Genomic DNA, 24,153 nt, shown 5'->3' with positions numbered 1-24,153 from the left:
TGCTTGTAGCCAAAAACTATATAAGCTTAATTACTCACTAATCCATCTCATCAAAAAATATCTGCTGAGCAAGGCGAAAAGTATTACAGTGCGCTTCAACCACATCTTCAATATTTTCTGAATAGCCACCGCCCATCACGATTGTCACTGGTATATTGGCCGCTTTTGCTTGGCGTAGTACATATTCGTCACGCGCTTTGCAGCCTTCTTGCGACAATGCCAGCTTACCTAACTTATCAGTTGCCAATACATCTACCGCCGATTGATAAAAAATCATGTCCGGCGCGACCTCTATAATTAAGCGTGGTAAAGTTTCGGCCAAAATCTGTAAATACTCGGTGTCACCGGTATCATTATCTAGCTCGATATCAAGGTCGGAGATTTGCTTGCGAAAGGGATAGTTTTTGGCGCCATGCATACTAAATACAAAGACCCGGGGCTCATCGGCCATAATACTGGCATTGCCATTGCCTTGATGCACGTCCAAATCGACCACTAATATTTTTTGTGCTTGTCCACGTGTCAATAATAAGTTGCTGGCGATACAAACATCATTAAACACACAAAAGCCCTCGCCATGATCGGCAAAAGCATGATGGGTACCACCCGCGACATTCATGGCTACCCCATATTGCTGAGCGTATAATGCACATTCATAGGTTGCATGAGCGATATGGCGACCGCGATCTACCAGTGTGGGCGTCATCTCAAAACCGATCGGCCGCGCTTCTTTTGGGGTTAATGTTTGGGTTTTGAGCTTATGCCAATACTCGGCGGTATGAGTGGTTAAAATTTCAGCTTCTGTTAACTTTGACGGGGCGAAAAAGTTAGCAGTATTGATAGTGCCTTCAGCGAGTAGGCGCTCAGGAATTAGGGTATATTTTTGCATTGGAAAGCGATGTTTTTCAGGAACTGAATAACGGAAAATTTCAGAATAGGCAATTTTTAGCATAAGTGTATAGTCACTTTTTTTTAAAAGTACTGTTTAGTAAATAGTTTCGAATAGCTTTTTTTACGCCCTACTTATTGCATTTTTTGAGTGGCTAAAAAGAACGTTCGCGCGTCGGCTTGCTGACGGAGCTCACCGAGTAACGTCGGCATATCTTCGGCAGGCTCTTGAGTATTAATCAAGTCGCTAAATATCTCATAAGTGACGGTGGTCATCGCTATCACACTTTGTAGTAAGTGCTCAGTAATGTCGTCATTTATCCCGACTGCTTCAACATCAATGGCGTTTTTATAGCGTATTTCACCGTCATTAACATCCATCTCTAAATTGCCCACGAGCATGTCATAGTTGATTTGAGTAATGAGTAGCATGGCGGCACTTTGATGGCTTTCCGGTATTAAAAACGGCAAAATACCATAAACTGCCAGCAAGCGATTACTTTCTTGGACACGAAATAGGTAGCCACAGTCTATTTGTTTGTTTTTCATCCGTAGAGACAGATGGTGCGATTGCTGACTATCAGAGGAGTTTGGACGATAATAAGTGTAGTGCCACTGTCTCTTATGTAAATATTGTTTGAGGTAATCTACAATAGGCGTGTCGTTACTTTTATTAGGAGCAATGTTTTTAGAGTTATCACTGTTAAATGTAGGATCTTGAGAATTTTTGCCCTCAAAGTTTTTGCCATCAAGGTCACGTTTCTGAGTATCACTAGAATCTGATAGATCAGCGTCGCTAGTGCTCACGCTATCGCCTTTATTAACAATGTCAGTGCTAGTGTCAGTCTTTTTATCACTGACATCTACTCGCAGCGAACCACCACGCGCATCGGTTTCATCGATAACAGAGCGCGATGCTGATGGGGTCAGCAGCCGTTTTATTTTTTGCCAAAAACTGCGTTTATCGTGGGGACTCATAAATAAAGTACTAACTATTAGTAAAGAATAAAAAATCATGAAAACTAAATAAGTTAAAAAATAGCTAATTAAGTGTTATCAAACCCTAGACCCTCTTTGATATTAGGCTGCATATAAAATGCTTGCAACATCTCACGGATATGCGCGCTCAGCCATGTGCTTTCAATAGCATCTTGGGCAATCGGCAGTAAGGCGTTGCTTAATTGGGCCATTGCCTGCTCATCAATGGCCAAACTTGCTGCTACCGTCGCAATAGTGTCAGACTGATGATTGGCATACCAAGTCTCTACGGATGCGGTCACTAAGCTATGCAAATAAGGTGACAAGCGCAAACGGTTGTAGCTTTGCTGTACGCTGGCTTCAATATGGTCGATACTACTATTATCAGGATTATTATTTAGATAGCGTTGTAGCTGGCTGACCGGCTGGTCTTTAACACGTGCCCAACCAGTAACTAGCAGGCGCGTGACTTCTTCGTTGGACAGATGCTGTTGTGCATTAGTTTCTGCGCGTCGGGTCAAATCTTTAATATTACGATGCAGATAAGCTTGCAGTTTTTCGTCAAGGTTACGGTTGGTGGCTTTTTCAAAGGAGCTACGCCCAAGCTTCATTAATTTACCCACGCCGCCGGCTTTATCAAGGGTGGTTTCCATAAAATCATTGATGGCGTGATAAAGCGTTTGCGTTAATAAATCGGCAAAAGTTTCATTACCAACCAGCGTATGAATCAGGATATTACGCTGCTGTTTATGACTACCGACATAAGTGGCGAGGGTATCGACTTGGGCATCATCGACCAGCTCAGACAAAGGTACGCTATCATTGACTGGATGATAAATCAGGGTCTGTAAAATATCGCGGATATCCTGACGCATAATCTCAGTCATTGGCTGGCTGAGAAGCCAGTCGTTAAGCAAACGCTGCAAATCCTCGCTACTCACATATTTACGCATCGGTTGTGCGCCAAGCCACTGCCAAGCTTCCATAGCGAGTGGCTGCGCTTGCTCGCGCAACCACTGCTGGATAAACACCACGTGCGCTTCGATTAAGCGGCCTATCGTCAGGGTTGCGCTTAAGGGAGTTGACGACCCCTCAGTAACAGCGGACCTTGAAGTCGTATCTGAGTTTTGGGTGTCTGTGGAGGTCTGCTTATGTTTTGAGATCATAATAATCGACAATTTGTTATACTGTGGTGTGGTAGTGAGCATAGCGTATTATGCCATGAACGCAATAGTTGTTTATCGTGAATATTTATCGCTCGCTGAATTTGTAATAAGAGGTTTTGATGCCCGTTCTGCATGTACCTTTACTGACCTTTGATGAGCTGACGGTTCAGCGTGGTGAAATCCCGTTGTGCGAAGGTGTGGTGCTTGATTTATCTGTCGGTAGTATCTGCCATCTGATTGGCGCTAACGGTACAGGTAAGACCACATTGCTGATGCAGCTTGCCGGATTACTGCCAATAATAACCGGTTCAATCTATTATCAAGGGACAGCTGGCGTACCAGTACAGCCGCTTTATGTGTCACATCAATTGGGTATTCATCCCAGTTTAACTGTGGCACAAAACCTGACTTTTTTGTTGAATTTATATGGCATATCGCCTAGTAATGCTGATGTTGATGACGCACTAGCATGGGTAGGACTACAAGGATTTGAGACTATTAGCTCAAGCCATTTATCTGCTGGGCAAACCCGCCGTATTACTCTTGCACGCTTATATTTATTGACCCCGCAAGTGACGCCCTTATGGTTATTGGATGAACCATTTACGGCGCTAGATGTCGATATGGTGGCGCGAATGGAGACTAGATTGCGTGAGTTTGTAGGCGCAGGTGGCGCAATAGTGATGACCAGTCATCAACCAGTAGGCGTTGCCAATCAAGTGCTCGATTTGTCAGATTATATGGTATAAGGGGTGGATGATGACAGAGAGTCGAGTACAAATAGCAGCTGATAATGTCACTTCTGCTCATAATACCACTTCTGACAATACAGCCACACGTGGTATCAGTTTTATGCAATTGTGGCGCCGCGAATGGCAGGTTAAGCAGCAAGGGGCGGTACAGTGGCTGTATCCTTTGGTATTGTTCTTGGTTATTATCACTTTATTTCCGCTAGCCGTGGGAAGTGAGCCACAATTACTCCAACGTCTAGGCGTAGCGGCCGTATGGATTGCCGCTTTATTGTCATTGGTCATGGGTGTCGAGGGTTTGTTCAAACCGGCGCTTGATAACGGTACGTTAGCGCAATTGGTAGTAGCAAAAGCCTCGCTACCACTTTGGGTGCTGATTCGCTTGGTTATCCACTGGATATTTAGCAGTGGTATTGTGGCAGTGCTTAGTTTGCTTGCGGTGCCTTTATTTCAGCTAAGCTGGCTTGAAACTGGTGTGCTGATGGCCTCTATCGTGACGGGTAGTCCGATGTTGCTAATGTTGTCAGCGGTTGCCAGTAGTTTGACATTATCGCTCAAAAATGGCGCGGTGCTCGTGCCCTTGATTGCGCTACCGATGCAGCTGCCAGTACTCATTTTTGCGACCGGTGCCGTTGATTTATTTGCCACCGGTCTTAATGGCTTGCCTATTTTGGCGCTATTATTGGCTGGTAGTATTGTCTCGGTTTTAGTGATGCCATGGGTAATTGCCATGACCTTAAAAATGGCATGGTTAAATTAAAGCGTTTTAAAAAAATCATCTGTTTGCCTAGATAATTAATTAAAAGTAAAACCAGTCTCTAGTTTTGATAGTAATTTGATAAATAATACTGAATTCCGTTGTTCGCAAGCTCTCAAAGTTGCTTGTCTATATTTATCAAATCGTATCTGCAAAATTTTTAAGCAAGATTGATTATATCTACTCAGTAATCTGTGATATTTATCCCTTATGTATTATCGACGTGGTGAAAAGCGGCAATTTTGCTATAATGGTGATTAGTAGATTCTGTCCAGTGTTTAACGCTGGCAGGTTCGCAGATAGTAGTGTCAAGAAATGTCCATCTATCAGCCACAACCGCTATGCTGTGCAATAGGTTTATCCCCATGCCCAACCTAAATAATATCTCATCTCCAAGCCTATGGCAGCGCATTTGGCAAAGCTTCTTGGCCACTGTAGGTACTAAGCAGTTTTTTCGTATCTTTGCGCCATGGGTCAAATGGCTGGCGATATTAGCCAGTATGTTCCTGCTGGTGGGTAGTATTTGGGGCTTGGTCTTCGCGCCACCTGATTATCTGCAAGGCAACAGCTATCGCATTATATTTATTCATGTGCCAGCCGCTAGCCTTGCCATCTCCATTTATTTTGCTCTTGCTGTACTGGGCGTGATCTACTTGGTATGGAAGATTAAAACTGCTAATTTGGTGGCGCAAGCGCTGGCGCCCATTGGCTTTTTATTGTGCGTAATTAGTCTCTTAACTGGCTCTATCTGGGCAAAACCAACTTGGGGTACCTACTGGGTCTGGGATGCGCGTCTGACTTCGATGCTGATTTTAGCGTTTTTATATGCTGGGGTGATGGCGCTGTTCGCGGCTTTTGAGCATACTGCTAATCGTGGTAAAGCCGCTGCTATTTTATGTATTGTTGGTGCGGTAAATTTGCCAATTATCAAGTACTCAGTGCAATGGTGGAATACCTTACATCAAGGTTCGACCTTTACTTTGACCGAAGCCCCAAAAATGTCTGCTGATATGTGGATGCCACTACTACTTATGCTGATCGGTGGCTATTTGTTGGTAGCCACTTTAGCCATTTACCGAACCAATACGCTTATTCTATATCGCGATCAAGGTAAGGCTTGGGTCAAAGAATACATCCGTGGACAAAATAAATAACGCTTTATAGCGTTTGGGAGAACACTATGCAGCCTTATTTTTATAGCGTATCTGAGTTTATCGCTATGGGTGATCATGGGGTTTACGTCTGGTCGTGCTGGGCGATTACGGTCGGTATAATGTTTGTTTTTATCTGGTATAGTCGTCGTCAAAGACAAGCGCTCATTAAGCAGCTGACCATTCAACAAGCACGGCAAGCGCAGCGCAGCTCTAAGGTTAATAAATCCTCTGCTTTATAAAATCAGCTTAAAATCATAACCTTAGCTATCAATATATTTTTCTGACTCTACTTAAAGATGATACTTACCAGTGCACCCAATTTGCAAAGAGCGTATTGATATGGGTGAAAAATGCTATCATATAGCCATTATAAGCAAGCATTAATAAGTAGCCATAAGAAGGACCTCCTGTCTCATTTATTATGAAAAAGGCCTCCTTATTCTCTTTCTCTGTTTTGCACAGCAATCACTCATCAATGAGGTAGTGGTATGAACGCAGTTCGACGCAAAAAACTTATGTGGGTCTTTTTTACGCTTGCAGGCGCAGCAGTGGCAGTAGTGCTAGTCATTTATGCCATCGGGCAGCAAACCGACTATTATTTTGACCCGACTGCTATTTCTCAAGGTGACGCCCCACAAGATAAACGTATTCGCGCAGGCGGGATGGTGGTTGCTGGTAGTGTCCATCGGGCGGCAGACAATCCATTGAATGTTAAGTTTGCTATCACCGATTTTAAATCAACGGTTCCAGTCACTTATCAGGGTATTTTACCGGACTTATTTGCTGAAAACTCGGGTATTGTCGCTACTGGTAAAATGCAAGGCGAAACCTTTGTTGCTGGTGAAGTGCTGGCTAAACATGATGAAAACTACATGCCGCCAGAAGTTGCTAAATCGTTAAAGGAAAATAATCGCCGCGGCTTAACTCCCGCATCAGAGCAATACAACCCTGCTGAACCTATTAACGAAGCTCAAACATTACAGCAGTAAGTACTATTAACATTCAGTAGTATCAATAAAAAAGCCACTGATTCGATATCAGTGGCTTTTTTTGTACTTAAAATTTGCGATGTAATAGCTTTACAGTTGATGCGCTCTATTTTAGTCATCCCATTCAGGGGTATAGTCAGGATGTTCAATTTTACGGCCATCACTGCGTGCTAAGCTACCGATCTGTTCCAGTTCATCAGCACTCAACTGGACGTCAATAGCGTCCAAATTGCCTTGCAAATGCTTAGGGTTAGCCGTTTTTGGAATTGCTACTCGGTCTTTATCTGATAAAATCCAAGCCAATGATACTTGCGCTGGGGTAATACCATGTTTTTCAGCAATTTTTTTAATGATTTTGTTATCAAATACATCACCGCGTGCCAGTGGCGAGTAGGCTTCTAATAAAATATGATGGTTGTTCAAAAATGACTGTAAAGTCTGTTGTTTAATAAAAGGGTGAAACTCGACTTGATTGACCACAATAGGCACATCGGCATACTTTTCTGCTTCAATCAAATGGGCAATGTTAAAGTTAGAGACCCCAATATGGCGGGTCAACCCTTGTTTCTGTAGCTCACATAGCGCAGGTATCGTCTCAGATAAGGGGACGCGATCATCAGGCCAATGCAACAATAATAAATCAACGTAATCAGTATCGAGATTTTCTAAAGAGCGCTTAGTGGCAGCGATCAGTTTTTCTGGTTGGAACTTTAAGTCATCAGGAAATATTTTGGTGGTTAAAAAGAACTTATCGCGAGCGATACCTGACTGCTTAATACCTTGTCCTACTTCTTTCTCGTTGTCATAAGCTTGAGCCGTGTCAATATGCTCATAGCCCATTTTTAAGCCTTGGCTGACCACGTCGATACAGTCCTGACCTGTTGACTGCCATGTGCCGAGGCCTAACACAGGAATGCTCGCTTGTCCGGCAGTACGAATATTATAGGTTTTAGAAGTCATATAATTATCCTTATTATTGATTTATGAATTTGGTTGGTTCATAAATTTAACTATTAGAGAAAAATAACCAGCATCTTTATAGTAAGAGCTGATTCAACTTATCTACTATAAAAAAAACTGGCGCTAAGTGAAAGAGCAAGTGACGCTTTCCTACAAAGGGCACACAGGCTGTAACGTCATTTTTAGTAACTAGACTCAGTGTCAGTTATAAAATACAGATCATAAAAAACGTCCACTACCAGTAGGTAATGGACGTTTTGATACTTATATCTTCTATATGTTTTAGTGCTTACTTAACTACTGAGCTGGTGCGGCTACAACGTCACCTGTTGCGCTCGCAGTCCCGTCAGTGGCGGTAACGGTACTGTCACCAGCGCCCCAGATTTTTGGATATTTATAACCGGGGAATGTATCATGGGCATACTTTTTAAAGGCTTCTGAGTTATAAGCGTTAGTAACGTCTTTAACCCACTTCTTACCAACATCAGCAGACTTGATTGCCGACCAGTTGACATAGTTAAAGCTGGGTTCTTGAAATAGTGCTTCGGTCAGCTTAATACCAGCGTCAGTTGCATAGTTACCATTAATGACCGCAAAGTCTACTTCGTCACGGGCGCGTGGTAACTGAGCAGCTTCTAACTCAATGATTTTGATCTCGTATTTGCTATTGTCAGCGATATCAGTTTTTGAGGCAGTGAGTGGGTCGATATCATCTTTTAAAGTAATCCAGCCTAGATCGTTCATCATGACCAAGGCGCGGGCAAAGTTACTGGGGTCATTGGGCGCAGAAACGCTCATGCCTTTATAAACCTCATTAAGATTGGTTTTTTTGCCTGAATAGATACCAAGTGGCGCAGTGGGCACTTGAAAGACTTCTACCAAATCAAGGTTGTTCTCTTTTTTGAAAGTATCGAGGTAAGGCTTATGCTGAAAGATATTGATGTCTAAATCGCCATCGGCCAATGCTAGGTTAGGGCGGACATAGTCAGTGAAAGGAATCAGCTCAACTTCATAACCTTGGGCTTCAAGTGAGCTTTTAACTTGATTGCGTACCATATCAGCAAAGTCACCTTCAGTCGTACCGATGATGATTTTGGTATGGTCAGGGTCGATATCGCCTGCGGCTGCCGCAGTTTCCGTGCCTTCAGTAACCGGCTCTTGCGTGGCCTCTGGCGCTGATGAATTATTACAACCGACTAAGACTAGGCTTGATACGCCAACAGCAGCAAATGCGGTCGCTAACTGACGGCTGATATCTGTTAATTTCATGGAATTTCCTCAATAATAAATATGTTAGGTACAAATAAGGTTAATGCAGTCATTAAAAAAGCAACATTATGAATAGGCATGCTGCTGGGTCAAATGTTGCTAGAATGATAACAAAATTAAACTTACTCAGTTACAAAGTCAAGCGCTAAGCTCAGGATTAATACATGTTAAATCCTGAGTGTTATTCATTAGTAGTGTTCAGTAATAGATGCAAGTGATTTCATGCTTATTAGAGCGTTGGGCATCTATGAAAATATTTAGCGTTTGTCTAGACGAGTCGCCAGCAAATTACCGAGGCCTTGAATGGAGACCACCATAATCGATAGCATAATCACGATAAATACCATCACCTCAGTCTGATAGCGATAGTAGCCATAACGAATGGCCAAATCGCCAAGCCCGCCGCCACCAATCATACCAGCAGCAGCTGAATAGGACAGCAAGCTGATACAAAGAATAGTCACCGATAGTACCAGTCCTGAACGCGCTTCGTTGAGCAGTACTTTAATAATAGTAAACGGCCGCGCACCCATAGATTCGGTCGCCTCGATAATACCGCGCGGTACTTCTCGTAGATTCTGTTCTACCAAACGCGCAAAATAAAACGAACCGGCAATCGCCAATACCAAAGAGGCAGCAATCGGTCCAATACCGGTGCCTACAATAGCTTTAGTAAAGGGGCTCATGGCGATCATCAAAATTACGAATGGAAAAGCGCGCATAAAGTTGGTGATACCACCCAGTACCCCATACAACGTCTTATTTTGCAAAAACTGCCGATCGCTAGATAAGAATAAAAATATTCCGAACAGTCCGCCGATGACAATCGCCACCGTAGTGGAAATGCCCAGCATGATAAAGGTATCAAAGAACGCCTTCCAAATCTCTTTACGCAGTTCAAACAGCTTGTCTATTGAGGCGGATAATTCAGCACCAGTCAACATGTTTATCTCTCCTGCCTCATTAGTCTTCGTACACTAAGCCTTGGCCAATCGGGGTGGTAGCCTGAATCAGACCATCGCGAATATCTGCGACCTCTAACAATTGCCCTTGATGAAGCAATGCGGCGCGGTGACATAGACGGCGAATGACGCTCATCTCATGGGTCACAACGACAATGGTCACCCCGAGCTGTTTGTTAATATCACGCAGGCAGGTCAATAAGCTACGGGTAGTTTCAGGATCAAGCGCGCTGGTTGGTTCATCAGCCAGTAATACTTTAGGGCTGGGCGCAATAGCGCGGGCAATACCAACACGCTGCTTTTGACCGCCCGACAGCTGCGCAGGATAATGACTGGCACGGTCGATCAAGTCAACAATCTTAAGACAGTCCATCACCCGTTTATGAACATCACGACTGGGGTAGCCTGAGACCGTCAAATTGAACGCCACATTGTCAAATACCGTACGATTCGACATCAGGTTAAATTGCTGAAAAATCATACCAATATTATGTCGTGCAATACGCAGATTGCTGGCGGATAGCTTAGTTAAATTAACGCCATCGATAATCACTTCACCGCTATCAGGACGCTCAAGTAAATTAATCAACCGTAGTAAGGTAGATTTCCCCGCGCCTGAATAGCCCATCAAGCCAAAGATTTCACCTTGTTTGATAGATAGCGACGTCGGCTCAACAGCAGTAAACCAATGCGGCTTACCGTCTTTATTTTTTATTGAACGGTCGCTTAAAAAGCTTTTGGTCACATCATTTAGAACGATCATGTCACTCATGGAATGCTCGAAATTTAATAAATATTTTAGCGGTTATAAAAATGTTGTAACGTCAGCGTAAATACGGACCGCTGGCAGTAACAGTGAGGGGCGGTAATATAGCATATTATTAAGCGTTTTGGATATGCGCATCCACGATTGGCTTATGATAGAAAAAGGATTAGTAGCCACATCTCTGCCGGCGATTTTTAGGGTTTGGTAAGGATGATGGAACGGTAATCATAGGATTGTATAATTAGCCTACTCAAGCTGAAGTTATAAGACATTTATTGGAGCAGATGGGTTATCTAATCACGGTTATTATGCTCGTGATAGTCATAATCTGGATCGTTTTTGACTGGTAGCACTATCAGAAATCTGGTATGCCCATTAATCGTATCAGTGGTGATATGACCTTGATGGGCCGTAACAATCTGTGATACTAGTGATAAACCTAAACCTGAGCCTTTGTTCTTTTGTTGCAGACGTACAAAGGGGCTGAATATTTCTTCACGCTTATCTTTAGGAATGCCATTACCTTCATCAATCACAGACAGGACGGCATATTTTGGTAGCGGACGTGTAGGTTCCGCTTTAGATTTTTTTAAATGTTTTCTAAATAAATTTTCTTTACGCGGCGTAGTGGACGTCTCGCTGTTTTCTTTACTACTATCCTTATTGTCATTTTTATACGCTTTATTTTTATTGTCTGTGGAGGCAGCACTCTTGATGTGATCAGAGTTATTACTGTTACTACTATGACTACCTGATTGCGATTGCTCTAGTTCTATCGCATCAGGTACTACCCGCCAAATGACTTTTTTTATTTTATCGGTTAGGTCAGTGGTGAATTTATTATAGTTATTAATAAGAGAATCATCGCTAACAGTAGGCGTTCTAGGGCTTAATGTACTATTGCTAGCATTGTCATTTTCAGTGCTAATTACCGTTGGCGGTTCTTGCTTCGCTGTATTTTGATGTAACGTCGAGTTTGCTTGCGAACCTTTTTTATCAGCACTTGAGTCAGATTTTATTATGCCACTACTATTATTGTTATCGCTGATATTATTGTTATCAATGTTATGGCTGTCCTCGAGGACAAGGGTTTCACCATTTCGATAAATAACGGGAACGGACAATATTGCTACATTATCTGTATTGGTTTTATTAGCGCTATCAGAATTGCTGTCAGTTGCTGTAGAGAAGTGTGGTTCGTTTTCATCAAGCTCATTCACTAAGCTATTATCAGATTTTTCGTCATAATAGTTATAATCTGAATTATTGTAATCAGAGAAACTATTAGACAGCACTGATTGCAATAGATAATCAGGCACTATATCCGCTTCATCGATAGCTTGTACGCCATAAAGTAAGACAGTTACAGGCGGTACGCCATGTAACATAGCGTTATTTAATAGATTGCGAATTAAATGCGTCAACATCGATGGCTGACCCTCAATGACGATATGCTCGCCGATTAAGGTCGCTTCAGAATAGTGCTGACGCTCTTGATTAACCAAATCGTATAAATCTAAGCGTTCGATTTGCTGCATCACATGACCAGCATCCAAACGACTGACTAGCAAAATACTTTCAACCAAGTCATTGAGTCCCGAGAGGTCACGATTGATAGCTTGGGCACGCTTATCAAATTTTGCTTTAACGTCGGTAGGCATGGCGCCAGCAAGCATATCCATCATCTCAATTTGTAGACGAATACGGGTAATCGGTGTACGCAGCTCATGTGATGCATGTGCTAGCAGTAAGTTGTTGGCATTGATAAGGTGTTCGATTTTTTGCGCTGCTTGGTTAAACCCACGCGCTAGTGACGCAATCTCGTCATTACCACGCGCATTGACACGTACTGTAAAATCGCCATCGCCAAGCTGGCTCATTTGTTGGCTCATCTGGTTGAGTCGCCAAGTCATTGAGCGCGCAATCCACCATAGTACGCCTGCCATAATCAGTAGTAATAGCAAAGTACCCGTAAATAAATTTAACGCCGCAGAGAGTACTGGCTTTTTAGGCGATAGACGCGATTCATAGAGCAGAGTGTAGCCGGTATTGCTGTAGACTTGTGCTTGCAGGGTAGGCGGGGTATCCGAAAACGAAGGGAAAACACGTGATAATAAAGACGGTTTGGCTGGTAGCTCTAGGGGCAAATCGCTATTGTCTGTTTGCATAAGCAAATGACCTTCGCTGTTATACAGGCCCATTTTTGCTTGCAATGACTCATCAAAGATGTCAAAGCTCTTTTTGACAACGGCCAGCATAAAGCGCGATTGTAAGCGATTGTCTTTGCTAACAGCGATATTTAGCTCATGCAAAAACGGATCTATTTGACCCAGAATCTGAGTCGCTACTACCTCTGAGCGAATGCCAGCGTCTTTATCATGGACAAGCTGGGTCAACAATACCATAGCCACAGCAAACAAGATGAGAGCCAGCATGACACTGGCAAATAGCTTAGCAAAGACGGAGCGAAAACCCAGCTGTTGCATTAAATAATCTCTATTATCATATGCTCATATTCAATTATTCTGCTAATTACAATAATGATAAACACGTTCATCATGATGATTGTTAATCAATGGTTTTACTATCGATTAAACTTGATCAGTGGCAAATTGATAGCCGACACCGCGTACCGTAATAATGCGTTTTGGCTGACGTGGATTGTCTTCAATTAGAGCCCGCAGACGTGAAATATGCACATCAATCGCACGATCAATATTGTCTGAGCTGTCATCATTTGGCATTGCTTGCCATAGCTGCTCACGATTAAGCACTTTACCTGAATGTGTAGCAAAATAATGCAGCAATTGGAACTGATGTGTCGTTAGGCGTACAGGCTTCTCATCGATGGTAACTTCATGACTGTCAGGAAAGACACTTAAACGCCCGAAAGTTAAACTATCTGATTGGCTATCAGCCTGATTGGGCTGTTCGTGACGACGAATAACGGCGCGAATACGTGCCAATAGTTCACGAGGCTCAAAGGGCTTAGAGATATAGTCATCAGCGCCCATCTCTAACCCTAAAACACGATCAGTGGTGTCGCCTTTGGCCGTGAGCATAATAATCGGTACTTTATTGGTCATATTATTCTTATTGCCACGAATTTTTTGGCAGACTTGCATACCGTCCATATCCGGTAGCATCAGATCGAGCACTACCAAATCAACATCGCGCTCTTTAGTATCTAATATCTCAAGACCTTCTTGACCAAGACCAGCATGATGCACATCATAATAGTTCATAGTCAGATAATCGCTGATTAATTCCGCTAGATCTGGATCATCTTCAATTAATAAAATCTGCTTACTCATGCTCATGGTTAGGCTCCTAGTAGTTGTCTATATTGGTTGGTCTATTTATTTGGTTATAATGAGTTATTTTCAAATAGTTTAAATAAAATGACATTTTCAAAAGTAAATTGAAAGCATAATTAAATATATTTTAGTCGATAGGTCTTAACAAATACTATGACCATCTTGCCTATATAGGGCATGAGCAAACAAGACATGCTTTGTTAATATTTCTACACCATGTAACTGTTTTTATAATTAGCAATATAACTCAGCATAGAATACAGCTAAACATTATAAGTTAATGGTATAAAGATGAGAAGTGAAAGTCAGCCAGCTGGGTTTGACGATAACTGTAAACTTCCTATTTTGAAACATTTACTTCGACACCACCACTTTTTTACCAGCCGACTCTGATGGCAACTCCGCTAAGCAAATCAAGCTATCATTACTAATGCCAGCGATAAGATATTGGCCTGTACTCGGGTCATATTCAATGACTTCTACAGGCTGCCGGGCTAAGCGTTGGTTTTGTTGGATAATCCAGACATTGGCTGTGAGCGGGGTGAGTGGTTTATAAGGTGACGTTTGTAGTTCTGTTAAATCAGCATCGTGGATAGCATGTTTTGGGACAATAGTACCGACTTCTATCTGTCCATAATCGACCCGACCAGTGACGGCCATATCAGGTTTAAGTTTACCACGACTGGCTTCGTTGTTGATCACATGCACGTAGACCAACAATTGATTGGGCGGATCACCAGCCAGCTTACTGACTTGTCCGGTAAATTTTTCTAATAGACCTGCAGTCGTAAAGTTTACCGTTTGTCCAACAGAGAGCTGAGGCTCAGCTTCAATGGGTAAGGTAGCAATAAAGCGTAAATCTTTGTCATCGCTTAGCCGTAACAGTGGCGTACGGGCGGCCATTTGCTGTCCGACTTGAACATATAAAGTGTCCACGCGTCCTGAAAAGCTGGCGCGAACGGTAATCGGCTGTGCTGAGAGGGTTGCCTGTTGTTTATTATTCGCTTTATTGCTATTTATTTCCTTACTATTTACTGCATCGTTATTTGCTGGGTCAATATTTGTTGGGGGAGAGTTATTTGGTGCTTGGGTCGATATATTAGGCTTAGAGTCGCTTTGCTCTGTACGGCCTTGGGTCATATCGAGAAAATTGTCGAGAGGTTTATCAGAGATTTTTTTATTATTACTAGCCACTTTACTGTCGGGCTGAGGCTGGGTTGATTGAGTTGTTAGAGAGTCTTCTTTTACTTTTAGCTCGGCTTTAGTATCAGTGGTAATGGCAGTCGCAGCTGGTTTGTAACTGGCCGATTGACGCTGTACGATTAATAAAGGGGTGCCTTTTTCTACCCATTGACCTTCTTTGACCAGCACTTTTTGCACTGTTAAATGATGGGCGGCAACGAAGCGTGACTGCTTGATAGGTTCAATAACACCTTGCAGTCCAAGGCTTGGCTGGTAGCGTGATGGTTTAATATTTAGAATATAACCAGGTGCCATAGTAACGCTATCAGCGCTGATAACAATGGGTGAATCCGTCTGCTCACTATTCTCATTAGGTTGCCGGTTATTGTTAGATGAGGGGGGCTGACAAGCAACCATAAGTAAGGTGCTCAGTACAAGAGCACTACTCTTGCAACACATAGAAAATCTTATACTACTCATTATCAGTCACCATCGTAAACGTAATTTTATTATATAGATAAAGGGCGTTAGGTGCGATAACTAGTCTAATAAACTAGACTACAGTAACTAGTCAGCTATAGGGCTACATGATAATGACGAATAGGGTAAAGTGTTAAAGTAGACTCTATTCTTTTTTGATAAGACAGCCCAATAGAGTGAATCGTCGTTGTTATAAACTAATTAATTGGTCACATCAAAAAAGTGTGGTGAAACAAGTAATAGATACTAACTTGATGCATCTGCGTTACAAATAGAAGGCTTAATGACTATAGTTAAAATTAAATATAAAACATATGTCGATAATTGATGACTAAGTGCGTATAGTGCCAGCGGTTGATAGATGCTGTTTCATCTGTTTTATGTTTCTAATTTGCTATCATGACCTAGTCTAGGCTATACATTACCTATTAGGTAATAACGTTAGAAAACAACAGACAGCTGTATTAAGAATAACCCGTTAGTCATAGGACAATGATAATGGAAAATAATTTTGAAGGGCTAAAGATTATGGTTATTGATGACTCAAAAACCATTCGTCGTACCGTTGAAACGCTACTACAAAAAGTCGGCTGTGAAGTCATTACCGCCATCGATGGTTTTGATGCACTCGCCAAAATCGTTGATAATAATCCAGACATCATTTTTGTTGATATTATGATGCCACGTCTCGATGGTTATCAGACTTGCGCCTTGATTAAAAACAATCCTGATTATGCGGATAAGCCGGTCATTATGCTGTCTTCAAGAGACAGTTTATTTGACAAAGCACGTGGCCGTATTGTCGGCGCTGATGAGTATTTGACCAAGCCATTTAGTAAAGATGAGCTGTTTGAGGCCATTAATCGATATCGATCATAGCTACCAACAATAAAAACTAGATAATTCAATTAGCGTTATCTTAGTAAGATTGGTCGCACAAAGCGCGCTAGGCAATTATATTATATAGGCTCTAAGCAAGGGGCTATTTTGATGATTTTCAAATCTGTGCCGCCTTACCCCAGCGTAAGTTAATACGTGGCAAAAAATCAGGGCATGAACGAGTTAGGATAACTTTATGAACAACCAGCCTAATAAGATAGCGACGCTAGAATGGCTGCTACCCCTGTTTGACCAGCATTTATCACAAGTAACTGATAGCTGGTTACTAGAGCCGCATCCTGATTTTGAATACATAGCGCAGCATTATCGGCAGCTCTATGATGCATTGACGCTGGCCAATCTACCTAGTGCTTTCTTAGCAGCTCGGCTTAGCCTGTTAGCAGAAACGGGCAGCTGTGATGGAATAGATGCTGAGCAGAGCCAGATAGGTCAATTTTCCCATCAATTGTTGCGGCATGAGCTGACGGCATTAACAGCAGCGTCTGATACTGTGACAGATACTTATTCACCTGCCAAGCTAATAACCTCTGATGTGATTCGTTATGATGACAATGGTGAGATTGCACCTACTGATACAGCATTGGATAGCAAAATAGTAGGGGATAATGCGCGCGCTGAAATAAAAAGTGCTGAAATAAAAAATGCTCACGTAGCTAATGCCGTAAGCTCAGATAATACCGCATTGCAAGCTGCTCGTAAGCAGCTCAAGCCTGATAACTTTGATAATGATGAAGAGATTAATGATATTTTTGTTGAAGAAGCGACAGAAATTATTGCTGATCTAAAAGACTTTTTAGATCGTTGGCAGCAAGAGGCGCAAGATTTGACGCCGTTGATGGAATTACATCGTGGCTTTCACACCCTAAAAGGCTCAGGTCGCATGGTTGGGTGCTTTAGCATCAGTGAGATGGCAGGAGCGATTGAAAATCTGCTTAACCGGGTGTTAAATAAGACATTACCCGTTACCAATGACGTGGTTGCGCTAGTTATCCAAACGATAGCGCATTTACCAGTATTGGTCGTAGATTTTACAGCGCAGCGCGCACCCAGTATTGATCCGGCTATCATTATTTTGCAAAGTAGCACTCTATCAGTAGTAGATCAGCCTTTATCTTATGGTATGAACACGCCAGCGTTATTAGCGTCCTCTATATTGGTAGAGCCCATGGCGCAAGCAGAGCCAATAGAGCCTCAACTACCAACCGTGGATCAGCACCGCATACCAGAAGATATGACAGTAGATTCTTGTGGTACTGAGTCTACTGTCACTGTCCAACATGCAGTTTTCCAGAGGGCAACTCTACAAAGCCTGTCTCTACCAATCAGCGACCTGAATATACCTACAGTCCTTGAGCCCTTTATAAACCAATCATCATTGCTGCCAGTTGATGCTCAAGATGCCGACCCAGCTACCAAAGCGGTCTTTATTGAAGATGGCGTGAAAAGTACACCAGCGCATGAATCGCAACTTGCAACGATTGATACGGATATTGAGCTGCTAGAAATATTTTCAGAAGAAGCGGATGAAATCATTATCAGTATTAACCAGCACTCGCAGTTATTTTTAAACAATATCAATGATGTGGACGCATTGCAGATACTACAACGAGGTCTGCATACGCTTAAAGGAGGCGCGCGCATGGTAGCAGCGAATAGTATCGCTGATCTAGCGCATCAGATGGAGACCGTATACGAGCAATTGGCTACTCATCAACGTCCAGCAACTAAGATGGTGTCGCAGTTACTAAGGGTCTGCCATGATTGGCTGGCCGATGCCGTCTTTATTCTCAAGCAGCAAGTGAATCCTCCAGCAGCTACCGCATTGATCGCAGCATTACAGCAGTTCAGTAAAAATCCTAATAACTTAAAATATATTCCTAGCGAATCGTTACGAGACCAGCGTAATATGTCTCTGGCTACAAAAATGCAGCCAGAGACAGGATGCATCGTTGAGACTATCAATGAGAGGTCGCCTATGACCGGTAGCCTTGTTAAGCAACAACAAGATGGACTACTGAGCTCACGTATAGTGTCATTTACGCGCTTAAAGCCGCGTCTTGAGCGTGTCGTGCGCCAAACTGCTGATGAGCTTAATAAATCAGTAGAGCTGACCATTATTAATGCTGCCGATGAGATGGATAGAACCATTCTAGAGCGTATGACTTCGCCGCTTGAGCACCTGCTACGTAATGCAGTTGACCATGGTATTGAAAGCGCCCAAACGCGTCTAGCAGCGGGCAAAGATTATAGCGGTCATATCACTTTAGAAGTACTACAGGAGGATAATGATCTGATCATTTATCTCACCGATGATGGACGCGGTATCAATGTCGATGCCGTGCGCAAAAAGGCGATTGTTCAAGGTTTAATAGAACCAAATGATAATAGTTTGTCTGATTTTGATATCATGCAAACTATCTTTAATGCCGGTTTGAGCACTACCCAGGAAGTGACTCAAATATCAGGACGCGGAATAGGGCTAAACGTGGTTATCACTGACATTCGACAATTGGGCGGCGTTATTTCTGTAACGTCTGAAGCTGGACAAGGGTCGCGCTTTACTATTCGGGTACCACTCCGCTAACAATTGCGGTCTCTGATGCCCTAACAGACCAAAGGCCAGCTGTGTCAAAATAATGCGGGTATTTCAGATGTTAAAGGCGCTGAGTGACCTGATCGCTAGATGTATATTACTGATAGCAATAATGGTAGCAGTAGTGATAATAATAAAGCTTACAATAACCTACAGCAGCTACTAGCCTACTAGTAATAGCCCTGACAATAACGCGTTTGAGAGTAATATGACTAACACTATAAAAGCGTCTTTTTAGAGAAAATCTGGTAACATCCTACATGTTCCAAATAATGGTTTTTAATGGCACACTTCAGTGGTCATTAATTGCACACTTTACCTCACATCAGACTTAGATAAAATTGCGCATCAGTTGCTTGATTTGGACCACTGATTAAAACTAATTGAGAAACACCGTTAACCTATTTATGGGGTTAAAAATTCTAAGTGGTTTTAACCCTCGTAATTTTTACCAATATTGTTTTTGATAATACTATTTTTGATAACATAGTTTAAAAGTATTATTCGAGACAATTCTTTAGGGCATTTCAATAGAGCAGCAGTGTTGGTTTTAGAGCAATGCTGAACAGGATAGTTTATGAACGAGGTTAAACCAAGCATACAAAAGTGGCCAGTTAGCAGCCGGATATTTCACTGGGTGAGCGCAATTTTATTGTTAGCCACTTGGGTGTTAATGCTGTTATATCAGAATATCGATGATAAGGTATATATTGGACTCCATAAAGCTTTTGGCATCAGCGTATTATGTTGGATGATTGCACGTGTGATCAATCGCGTATTTACTAAAGCACCGCCATCAGTACCAATGCCTAAGTGGCAAGCGGTGATATCGCATTTGAATCACTTTGCACTGTATGCTTTGTTGATTGCTATGCCAGTAGCTGGGTTGTTAATGTCAGTATATGGCGGTCGTCCTGTAGATATTTTTGGCTTGTTTCAAATCCCGGTATTTGTCACCCCAGATCGTAGTACCGCGCGTTTTTATAATGATGTGCATACTGATATTATTTGGCCAATGATCATCGCTTTCACCTTGCTTCATATTGGTGCGGCTTTATACCATCAGTTTATCAAAAAAGACAATCTGATTTCGCGTATGAAATAATGGTATCACCTGTTAATTAGCCCATAAGAAAAAGCCCTAAGTAACATACTTAGGGCTTTTTTATGAACTATTAGGCTATGAGTTTACTTTTTAGCCTTCTTTCTTATACGCTTCTGTCTTAGTAGGGACTTCTGTCTTAGGTATTTCTTTTCTTGGCATTTCTTTTTTGTGTTCAGGTAAGCTAATATTCATTTCAAGAACATCAAGGGTATCTTCACTACGATGATTGATGTTCACATCGTCAATTTGTACGCCGTTGACGTATTTATTGACCACTTCTAATATCTCGCGTTTCATTTTCTCGATACGATCAGCCGTCAGACGATTATTTAGCCGATTTTCACTAGCGACAATAACCTTTAGACGTTCAGTTGCCAGATTTGCACTACCAGCGTTACTGCTGTCATCTGCGCCGAATAGGCTGCTCCAAAATCCTTTCTTCTTACTCATTATTAACCTCCAAACCAGCGCTGTAGTAAACTCTTTTTCTTCACGTCAATATGACGGAGTGGACGATCTTCCCCTAAGAAACGGGCGACGATATCGTCGTAGCATTGACCAGCGACCGAATCGGTATAATGAATAACAGGCTCACCGTGGTTAGACGCTTCAAGCACTGAATGACTTTCAGGAATAACACCGAGTAGGGGTACTTTTAAGATGTCATTAGAAATGGTATCAATACTCATCATCTCGTTGGCAGCGGCACGCTCAGCATTATAGCGGGTGATAACCAAATGCTCACGTATTGAGCCTTTGTCTTCTTCGACTTTTTTGGTACGGCTTTGCAGAATACCAATAATGCGATCAGAGTCACGTACTGAAGAGATCTCAGGGTTAGTAACGATGATGGCTTCATCAGCATGATACATTGCTAGCTGCGCACCGCGTTCAATACCTGCTGGGGAGTCACAGATAATATAGTCAAACTGTTTAGACAGCTCAGCCATCACTTCGGCCACACCTTCGTCAGTTAGCGCGTCTTTATCACGCGTTTGGCTGGCAGGTAGAATATATAAGTTTTCTAGCTGTTTGTCTTTAACCAGCGCTTGCGATAAACGGGCATTGCCGCTAATCACATCAACAAAGTCATATACGATGCGATTTTCACAGCCCATAATCAAGTCTAGATTACGCAGGCCCACATCAAAATCGATAACAACCGTTTTATAGCCACGTAATGCTAAACCGGCGGCAAAAGAAGCGCTAGTCGTGGTTTTGCCCACGCCGCCTTTACCTGAAGTGATTACTACAATCTTCGCCACAATGGCACACTCCTATAAATCAATGGGATATCTAATAGATAAAAATCGTCTGATAAACGTGTATATACACTTTGTTAATACTGCTTGGAGCCTTGCTAGAATATGTTTTTAGAATAAACTAAAAGAGTATAATACGACTGCTATCTGCGAGCGTAAGCCTAGCATAAATAAACAAAAATTTATAGTGGGTCCGCCTGAAAGGCTAAAATAAACACCATGGCCTATCAGTATAAAAGGCTCATTCAAATCATGTCTGACGCCTAGGGTTATAGTAACCTATTGTCATTAAACTAAATGACCTATTATAAAACCAATATTATCTAAAGCCTGTTTAGGGTAACTATAGATATAGACTTAGGGTAACTATAGATATAGACGTCATTATCAGTAGATTATATGTTTATGCTTTAGGTGTTTTCTATCACCGTAAATACTAAGCCCTCACCTTCTATAAAGCGTACTTGTACCGGCTTATCAATCACATGTGCAGGTAAGTTATCACGTAAGCAATAAGTGCCGGCAACCGATACTAATGAGGGATTGAATACTTGGCAAAAAATGCGTGCATCTTTATCACCCGTGGCGCCTGCTACCAAACGCCCTTGAGCACGGCCATAGACATGTAGGCTGTTATCGGTGATGGCTTCGGCACCACTGTTAACGCTATTGGTCAGTATCAAATCACCGCCAACATGATTGATGGTTTGTCCGGAGCGCAGCATCTGATCATAGATCATGCTAGTAATATGGTCAGTGCTTAGTATCTCGGTGGGGGCAGACGCCTCTGTATCAGAGTCTTGTCCCGTTGCTGAGGTCGTATCCGTATGACTACCTTGCTCGTTATTACTATCAGGCTGAGCTTCTGCTGTATTATCAATAGCCGCTTGGCTCAGCTGAGTTGCTGATTTTTTACTGGGTAAAATACGCTCAATACGTTTGCCATCGGCTGGGAATATTGCCAATCTCTTGGCGCGTGCTTGGGTCTCAAGCATGCCCGTTACTACCCCAATGGGCTGCAGTCCCCATGACCATAGCAATTCTACTAAGGCATCTAGATCTTGTTCAATATTGCTATCAATGATAACCGGAATATTACTGGTCTTATTACTGAGCATACTGGCTAGATGCGCTTCAATAGCGGTTAAATCGTCGGTATTTAACTGCAGGCGCGAGAATGTTAGCATTTTCCCATAAAAATCAATAGCCGGTTGGGTGGTCATCGCTTGGTTGTCTGTATCTGAAATAGTCATAATGTCGATCCTTAAAAGATACTAGTATCGCTGCGATCATAGCGCAGTTATTATTATAGATTTATTGAGTGTTTAGTAAGCAGTGTACTAAGGGATGCTAGGGATTAACAAGCCCTCAACTACATAAAATACCGTTAAAACTTAAACATATCTTGGTGTTTCCATTGCTGTACTTTTATTTGTGCTTCAAACTCGGCCAGGCTATCAGCGATAATGTTCGCTATAAGGGCTTCTAGAGCGGTATTTTCCGTATCGATATGAGCAATACCGTGGGCGATCGCAACCATTAAGGCATCAATACGCCCAGCATCTAAGAGTCGCGCATTAAGAGAATACACCACGTTTTCACCGACGTTATGTCCGATATGCTGCAACTGTGACTCAATCAAACTACCAGCAATTGGAATCAGACGTAAATAGCGGCGCAGCTCAGGGGTATTGGCAAGACCGTCTTGAATGGCGTTACCGACTTCGCTCGCTATCAGCTGGCTGCCTTCTGATTTACCTGCCAGCTTTTGTAATTGTGGCACTAACTCTTTGCGCAATAAAGCCAACAGTACCGTCTCAATTTCATCACGATTGCGCTCGACGATAGAGTCCATCAAGGATTTTTGCATGTCAGGATCAGTTAATTGTTGCCGATAGTTTTGAATGGTGGTTAAGATCACCCTATCGGACAACTCTTCTAACAGTAGATTGATATAAAATTGAATACGGTTGAGCCATGGCTGCGGTAATACTTGATAGCCCAGCTGATGAAGTCGCCGACCAATGACTACTGCCCGAAATAAGCGTAATGCACGCAGCTGCGGAAAACAGCCTAGTACTTCATACCAATGTACAAAGGGGAAGAAAAACCAGCGATAATAGATCTGTTCTTTAATCGCAACCGCCCAGCGCAGTAACAGCTCCATAATCAAAAATATAGTAAAAAACCCGCCAGCAGTACGTAATGGATCATGCATGGTAGTTTGATACCAGATCAAACCATCGCTAAGGGTCAGCCATCCTGCGACATTATTGCTGAAATTACTCATTAAAATAGCATCAATACTGATCAGGAGTAGATCAATACTGATTGCAACAATCATTACGATATCATAGGTTAGCTTTAAGCGACTTGGTTTTGGATGCTCAGGACGCTGAGGTCTTTGCGCCTGTGTATGTGATTGTCCTGATGACTGGTTGGGCAATGGCTTAGAATCGGTAGAAGGATTGGCAGTAGAAGAAGAGGCGGACACAGTCATACCTTATGTTGGGTGAATGGCTAGTGAGTAAGCGGCGAGTCTCAAGGTGCGTTGATATTATCGGTAAATAGCAATAAAAAACAACCTATTAGACATTATAAATGAAAGACATATAAAATGTGAGGTCAGAGTCATACCCTATAACGCCTGTTTGCTAACAATCTCGTCTACTATAC

General features: G+C 42.4%; 21 protein-coding genes and 1 pseudogene. 8 read left to right on the top strand and 14 right to left on the bottom strand.

All coding sequences use genetic code 11. The annotated features are described in order from the left end of the window. Positions 1-37: 37 nt before the first annotated feature. The 3 genes from AAEY88_RS05730 to AAEY88_RS05720 all read right to left on the bottom strand — a co-directional run bounded on the left by AAEY88_RS05730 (position 38) and on the right by AAEY88_RS05720 (position 3,074). The gene (locus AAEY88_RS05730; protein WP_350560228.1) at positions 38-952 is read right to left on the bottom strand and encodes a histone deacetylase; all 915 of its coding nucleotides are present in this window, start codon (positions 950-952) and stop codon (positions 38-40) included. Positions 953-1,023: 71 nt separating this feature from the next. Next, complete coding sequence (locus AAEY88_RS05725; protein ID WP_350560226.1) at positions 1,024-1,866, bottom strand: YbjN domain-containing protein; 843 nt, start codon at positions 1,864-1,866, stop codon at positions 1,024-1,026. A gap of 68 nt (positions 1,867-1,934) precedes the next feature. Beyond that, positions 1,935-3,074: a hypothetical protein gene (locus AAEY88_RS05720; protein WP_350560224.1), complete on the bottom strand. Its 1,140-nt coding sequence runs from the start codon at positions 3,072-3,074 to the stop codon at positions 1,935-1,937. A gap of 77 nt (positions 3,075-3,151) precedes the next feature. Between AAEY88_RS05720 and ccmA the strand changes: the two genes are divergently transcribed. From ccmA to ccmE, 5 genes are all read left to right on the top strand, one after another. Beyond that, positions 3,152-3,781 (top strand): heme ABC exporter ATP-binding protein CcmA, encoded by a 630-nt coding sequence (ccmA, locus tag AAEY88_RS05715; protein ID WP_350560222.1) that lies wholly within the window; start codon positions 3,152-3,154, stop codon positions 3,779-3,781. A gap of 103 nt (positions 3,782-3,884) precedes the next feature. After that, complete coding sequence (locus AAEY88_RS05710) at positions 3,885-4,541, top strand: heme exporter protein CcmB (RefSeq protein WP_350560486.1); 657 nt, start codon at positions 3,885-3,887, stop codon at positions 4,539-4,541. 362 nt (positions 4,542-4,903) lie between these two features. Beyond that, positions 4,904-5,692, top strand: a complete 789-nt coding sequence (locus AAEY88_RS05705) for a heme ABC transporter permease (RefSeq protein WP_350560220.1) — start codon at positions 4,904-4,906, stop codon at positions 5,690-5,692. A 26-nt stretch (positions 5,693-5,718) separates the two neighbouring features. Next, the gene (ccmD, locus tag AAEY88_RS05700; protein WP_350560218.1) at positions 5,719-5,931 is read left to right on the top strand and encodes a heme exporter protein CcmD; all 213 of its coding nucleotides are present in this window, start codon (positions 5,719-5,721) and stop codon (positions 5,929-5,931) included. A 249-nt stretch (positions 5,932-6,180) separates the two neighbouring features. Continuing rightward, positions 6,181-6,681, top strand: coding sequence for a cytochrome c maturation protein CcmE (ccmE, locus tag AAEY88_RS05695; protein ID WP_350560216.1), 501 nt, complete (start codon positions 6,181-6,183; stop codon positions 6,679-6,681). Between the two features lie 111 nt (positions 6,682-6,792). On the opposite strand, the gene AAEY88_RS05690 is transcribed toward ccmE, so the two are convergent. From AAEY88_RS05690 to AAEY88_RS05660, 7 genes are all read right to left on the bottom strand, one after another. After that, entirely contained in the window at positions 6,793-7,641 is an 849-nt protein-coding gene (locus AAEY88_RS05690; RefSeq protein WP_350560214.1) for an aldo/keto reductase, read from the bottom strand. A gap of 297 nt (positions 7,642-7,938) precedes the next feature. Beyond that, the gene (locus AAEY88_RS05685; RefSeq protein ID WP_350560212.1) at positions 7,939-8,910 is read right to left on the bottom strand and encodes a MetQ/NlpA family ABC transporter substrate-binding protein; all 972 of its coding nucleotides are present in this window, start codon (positions 8,908-8,910) and stop codon (positions 7,939-7,941) included. 257 nt (positions 8,911-9,167) lie between these two features. Further along, on the bottom strand, positions 9,168-9,854 hold the full coding sequence (locus AAEY88_RS05680; RefSeq protein WP_350560210.1) for a methionine ABC transporter permease: 687 nt from the start codon (positions 9,852-9,854) through the stop codon (positions 9,168-9,170). Between the two features lie 19 nt (positions 9,855-9,873). Continuing rightward, a complete protein-coding gene (locus AAEY88_RS05675; protein ID WP_350560208.1) occupies positions 9,874-10,644 on the bottom strand; it encodes a methionine ABC transporter ATP-binding protein in 771 nt (256 codons plus the stop codon). 287 nt (positions 10,645-10,931) lie between these two features. After that, positions 10,932-13,124 carry an ATP-binding protein gene (locus tag AAEY88_RS05670; RefSeq protein ID WP_350560206.1) on the bottom strand — a complete coding sequence of 731 codons (2,193 nt, stop codon included), beginning with the start codon at positions 13,122-13,124 and terminating at the stop codon, positions 10,932-10,934. Positions 13,125-13,229: 105 nt separating this feature from the next. Next, complete coding sequence (locus AAEY88_RS05665) at positions 13,230-13,952, bottom strand: response regulator transcription factor (protein WP_350560484.1); 723 nt, start codon at positions 13,950-13,952, stop codon at positions 13,230-13,232. A gap of 357 nt (positions 13,953-14,309) precedes the next feature. Then, positions 14,310-15,596 carry an HlyD family efflux transporter periplasmic adaptor subunit gene (locus AAEY88_RS05660; RefSeq protein ID WP_350560204.1) on the bottom strand — a complete coding sequence of 429 codons (1,287 nt, stop codon included), beginning with the start codon at positions 15,594-15,596 and terminating at the stop codon, positions 14,310-14,312. A gap of 519 nt (positions 15,597-16,115) precedes the next feature. On the opposite strand from AAEY88_RS05660, the gene pilG reads away from it, so the two are divergent. From pilG to AAEY88_RS05645, 3 genes are all read left to right on the top strand, one after another. Then, positions 16,116-16,496, top strand: a complete 381-nt coding sequence (pilG, locus tag AAEY88_RS05655) for a twitching motility response regulator PilG (protein WP_350560202.1) — start codon at positions 16,116-16,118, stop codon at positions 16,494-16,496. 196 nt (positions 16,497-16,692) lie between these two features. Next, the gene (locus AAEY88_RS05650; RefSeq protein WP_350560200.1) at positions 16,693-19,101 is read left to right on the top strand and encodes an Hpt domain-containing protein; all 2,409 of its coding nucleotides are present in this window, start codon (positions 16,693-16,695) and stop codon (positions 19,099-19,101) included. 586 nt (positions 19,102-19,687) lie between these two features. Then, entirely contained in the window at positions 19,688-20,215 is a 528-nt protein-coding gene (locus tag AAEY88_RS05645) for a cytochrome b (protein ID WP_350560198.1), read from the top strand. 162 nt (positions 20,216-20,377) lie between these two features. Here AAEY88_RS05645 and minE read toward each other — a convergent pair. The 4 genes and pseudogenes from minE to AAEY88_RS05625 all read right to left on the bottom strand — a co-directional run. Beyond that, positions 20,378-20,665 (bottom strand): annotated as a pseudogene (gene minE / locus AAEY88_RS05640) (cell division topological specificity factor MinE); the annotation flags it as partial. A 2-nt stretch (positions 20,666-20,667) separates the two neighbouring features. Further along, complete coding sequence (gene minD, locus AAEY88_RS05635; protein WP_350560196.1) at positions 20,668-21,480, bottom strand: septum site-determining protein MinD; 813 nt, start codon at positions 21,478-21,480, stop codon at positions 20,668-20,670. Positions 21,481-21,887: 407 nt separating this feature from the next. Then, a complete protein-coding gene (gene minC / locus AAEY88_RS05630; protein WP_350560194.1) occupies positions 21,888-22,730 on the bottom strand; it encodes a septum site-determining protein MinC in 843 nt (280 codons plus the stop codon). 134 nt (positions 22,731-22,864) lie between these two features. After that, a complete protein-coding gene (locus AAEY88_RS05625) occupies positions 22,865-23,977 on the bottom strand; it encodes a hypothetical protein (RefSeq protein ID WP_407074408.1) in 1,113 nt (370 codons plus the stop codon). Positions 23,978-24,153 lie beyond the last annotated feature (176 nt).

This window comes from Psychrobacter sp. CAL346-MNA-CIBAN-0220 (genome assembly GCF_040309805.1).
Lineage (GTDB): Bacteria > Pseudomonadota > Gammaproteobacteria > Pseudomonadales > Moraxellaceae > Psychrobacter.
Note: the sequence above shows the minus strand (reverse complement) of the source record. Positions and strands in the feature narration are given on the sequence as shown.

Coding starts and splice junctions, on each gene's coding strand:
- AAEY88_RS05725 (WP_350560226.1), bottom strand. CDS start 1,866: ATGAGTCCCCACGATAAACGCAGTTTTTGGCAAAAAATAAAACGGCTG.
- minC (WP_350560194.1), bottom strand. CDS start 22,730: ATGACTATTTCAGATACAGACAACCAAGCGATGACCACCCAACCGGCT.
- ccmD (WP_350560218.1), top strand. CDS start 5,719: ATGCAGCCTTATTTTTATAGCGTATCTGAGTTTATCGCTATGGGTGAT.
- pilG (WP_350560202.1), top strand. CDS start 16,116: ATGGAAAATAATTTTGAAGGGCTAAAGATTATGGTTATTGATGACTCA.
- AAEY88_RS05690 (WP_350560214.1), bottom strand. CDS start 7,641: ATGACTTCTAAAACCTATAATATTCGTACTGCCGGACAAGCGAGCATT.
- AAEY88_RS05650 (WP_350560200.1), top strand. CDS start 16,693: ATGAACAACCAGCCTAATAAGATAGCGACGCTAGAATGGCTGCTACCC.
- ccmA (WP_350560222.1), top strand. CDS start 3,152: ATGCCCGTTCTGCATGTACCTTTACTGACCTTTGATGAGCTGACGGTT.
- AAEY88_RS05660 (WP_350560204.1), bottom strand. CDS start 15,596: ATGTGTTGCAAGAGTAGTGCTCTTGTACTGAGCACCTTACTTATGGTT.
- AAEY88_RS05675 (WP_350560208.1), bottom strand. CDS start 10,644: ATGAGTGACATGATCGTTCTAAATGATGTGACCAAAAGCTTTTTAAGC.
- ccmE (WP_350560216.1), top strand. CDS start 6,181: ATGAACGCAGTTCGACGCAAAAAACTTATGTGGGTCTTTTTTACGCTT.
- AAEY88_RS05670 (WP_350560206.1), bottom strand. CDS start 13,124: ATGCAACAGCTGGGTTTTCGCTCCGTCTTTGCTAAGCTATTTGCCAGT.
- AAEY88_RS05705 (WP_350560220.1), top strand. CDS start 4,904: ATGCCCAACCTAAATAATATCTCATCTCCAAGCCTATGGCAGCGCATT.
- AAEY88_RS05625 (WP_407074408.1), bottom strand. CDS start 23,977: ATGACTGTGTCCGCCTCTTCTTCTACTGCCAATCCTTCTACCGATTCT.
- AAEY88_RS05665 (WP_350560484.1), bottom strand. CDS start 13,952: ATGAGTAAGCAGATTTTATTAATTGAAGATGATCCAGATCTAGCGGAA.
- AAEY88_RS05710 (WP_350560486.1), top strand. CDS start 3,885: ATGCAATTGTGGCGCCGCGAATGGCAGGTTAAGCAGCAAGGGGCGGTA.
- AAEY88_RS05685 (WP_350560212.1), bottom strand. CDS start 8,910: ATGAAATTAACAGATATCAGCCGTCAGTTAGCGACCGCATTTGCTGCT.
- AAEY88_RS05730 (WP_350560228.1), bottom strand. CDS start 952: ATGCTAAAAATTGCCTATTCTGAAATTTTCCGTTATTCAGTTCCTGAA.
- AAEY88_RS05645 (WP_350560198.1), top strand. CDS start 19,688: ATGAACGAGGTTAAACCAAGCATACAAAAGTGGCCAGTTAGCAGCCGG.
- AAEY88_RS05680 (WP_350560210.1), bottom strand. CDS start 9,854: ATGTTGACTGGTGCTGAATTATCCGCCTCAATAGACAAGCTGTTTGAA.
- AAEY88_RS05720 (WP_350560224.1), bottom strand. CDS start 3,074: ATGCTCACTACCACACCACAGTATAACAAATTGTCGATTATTATGATC.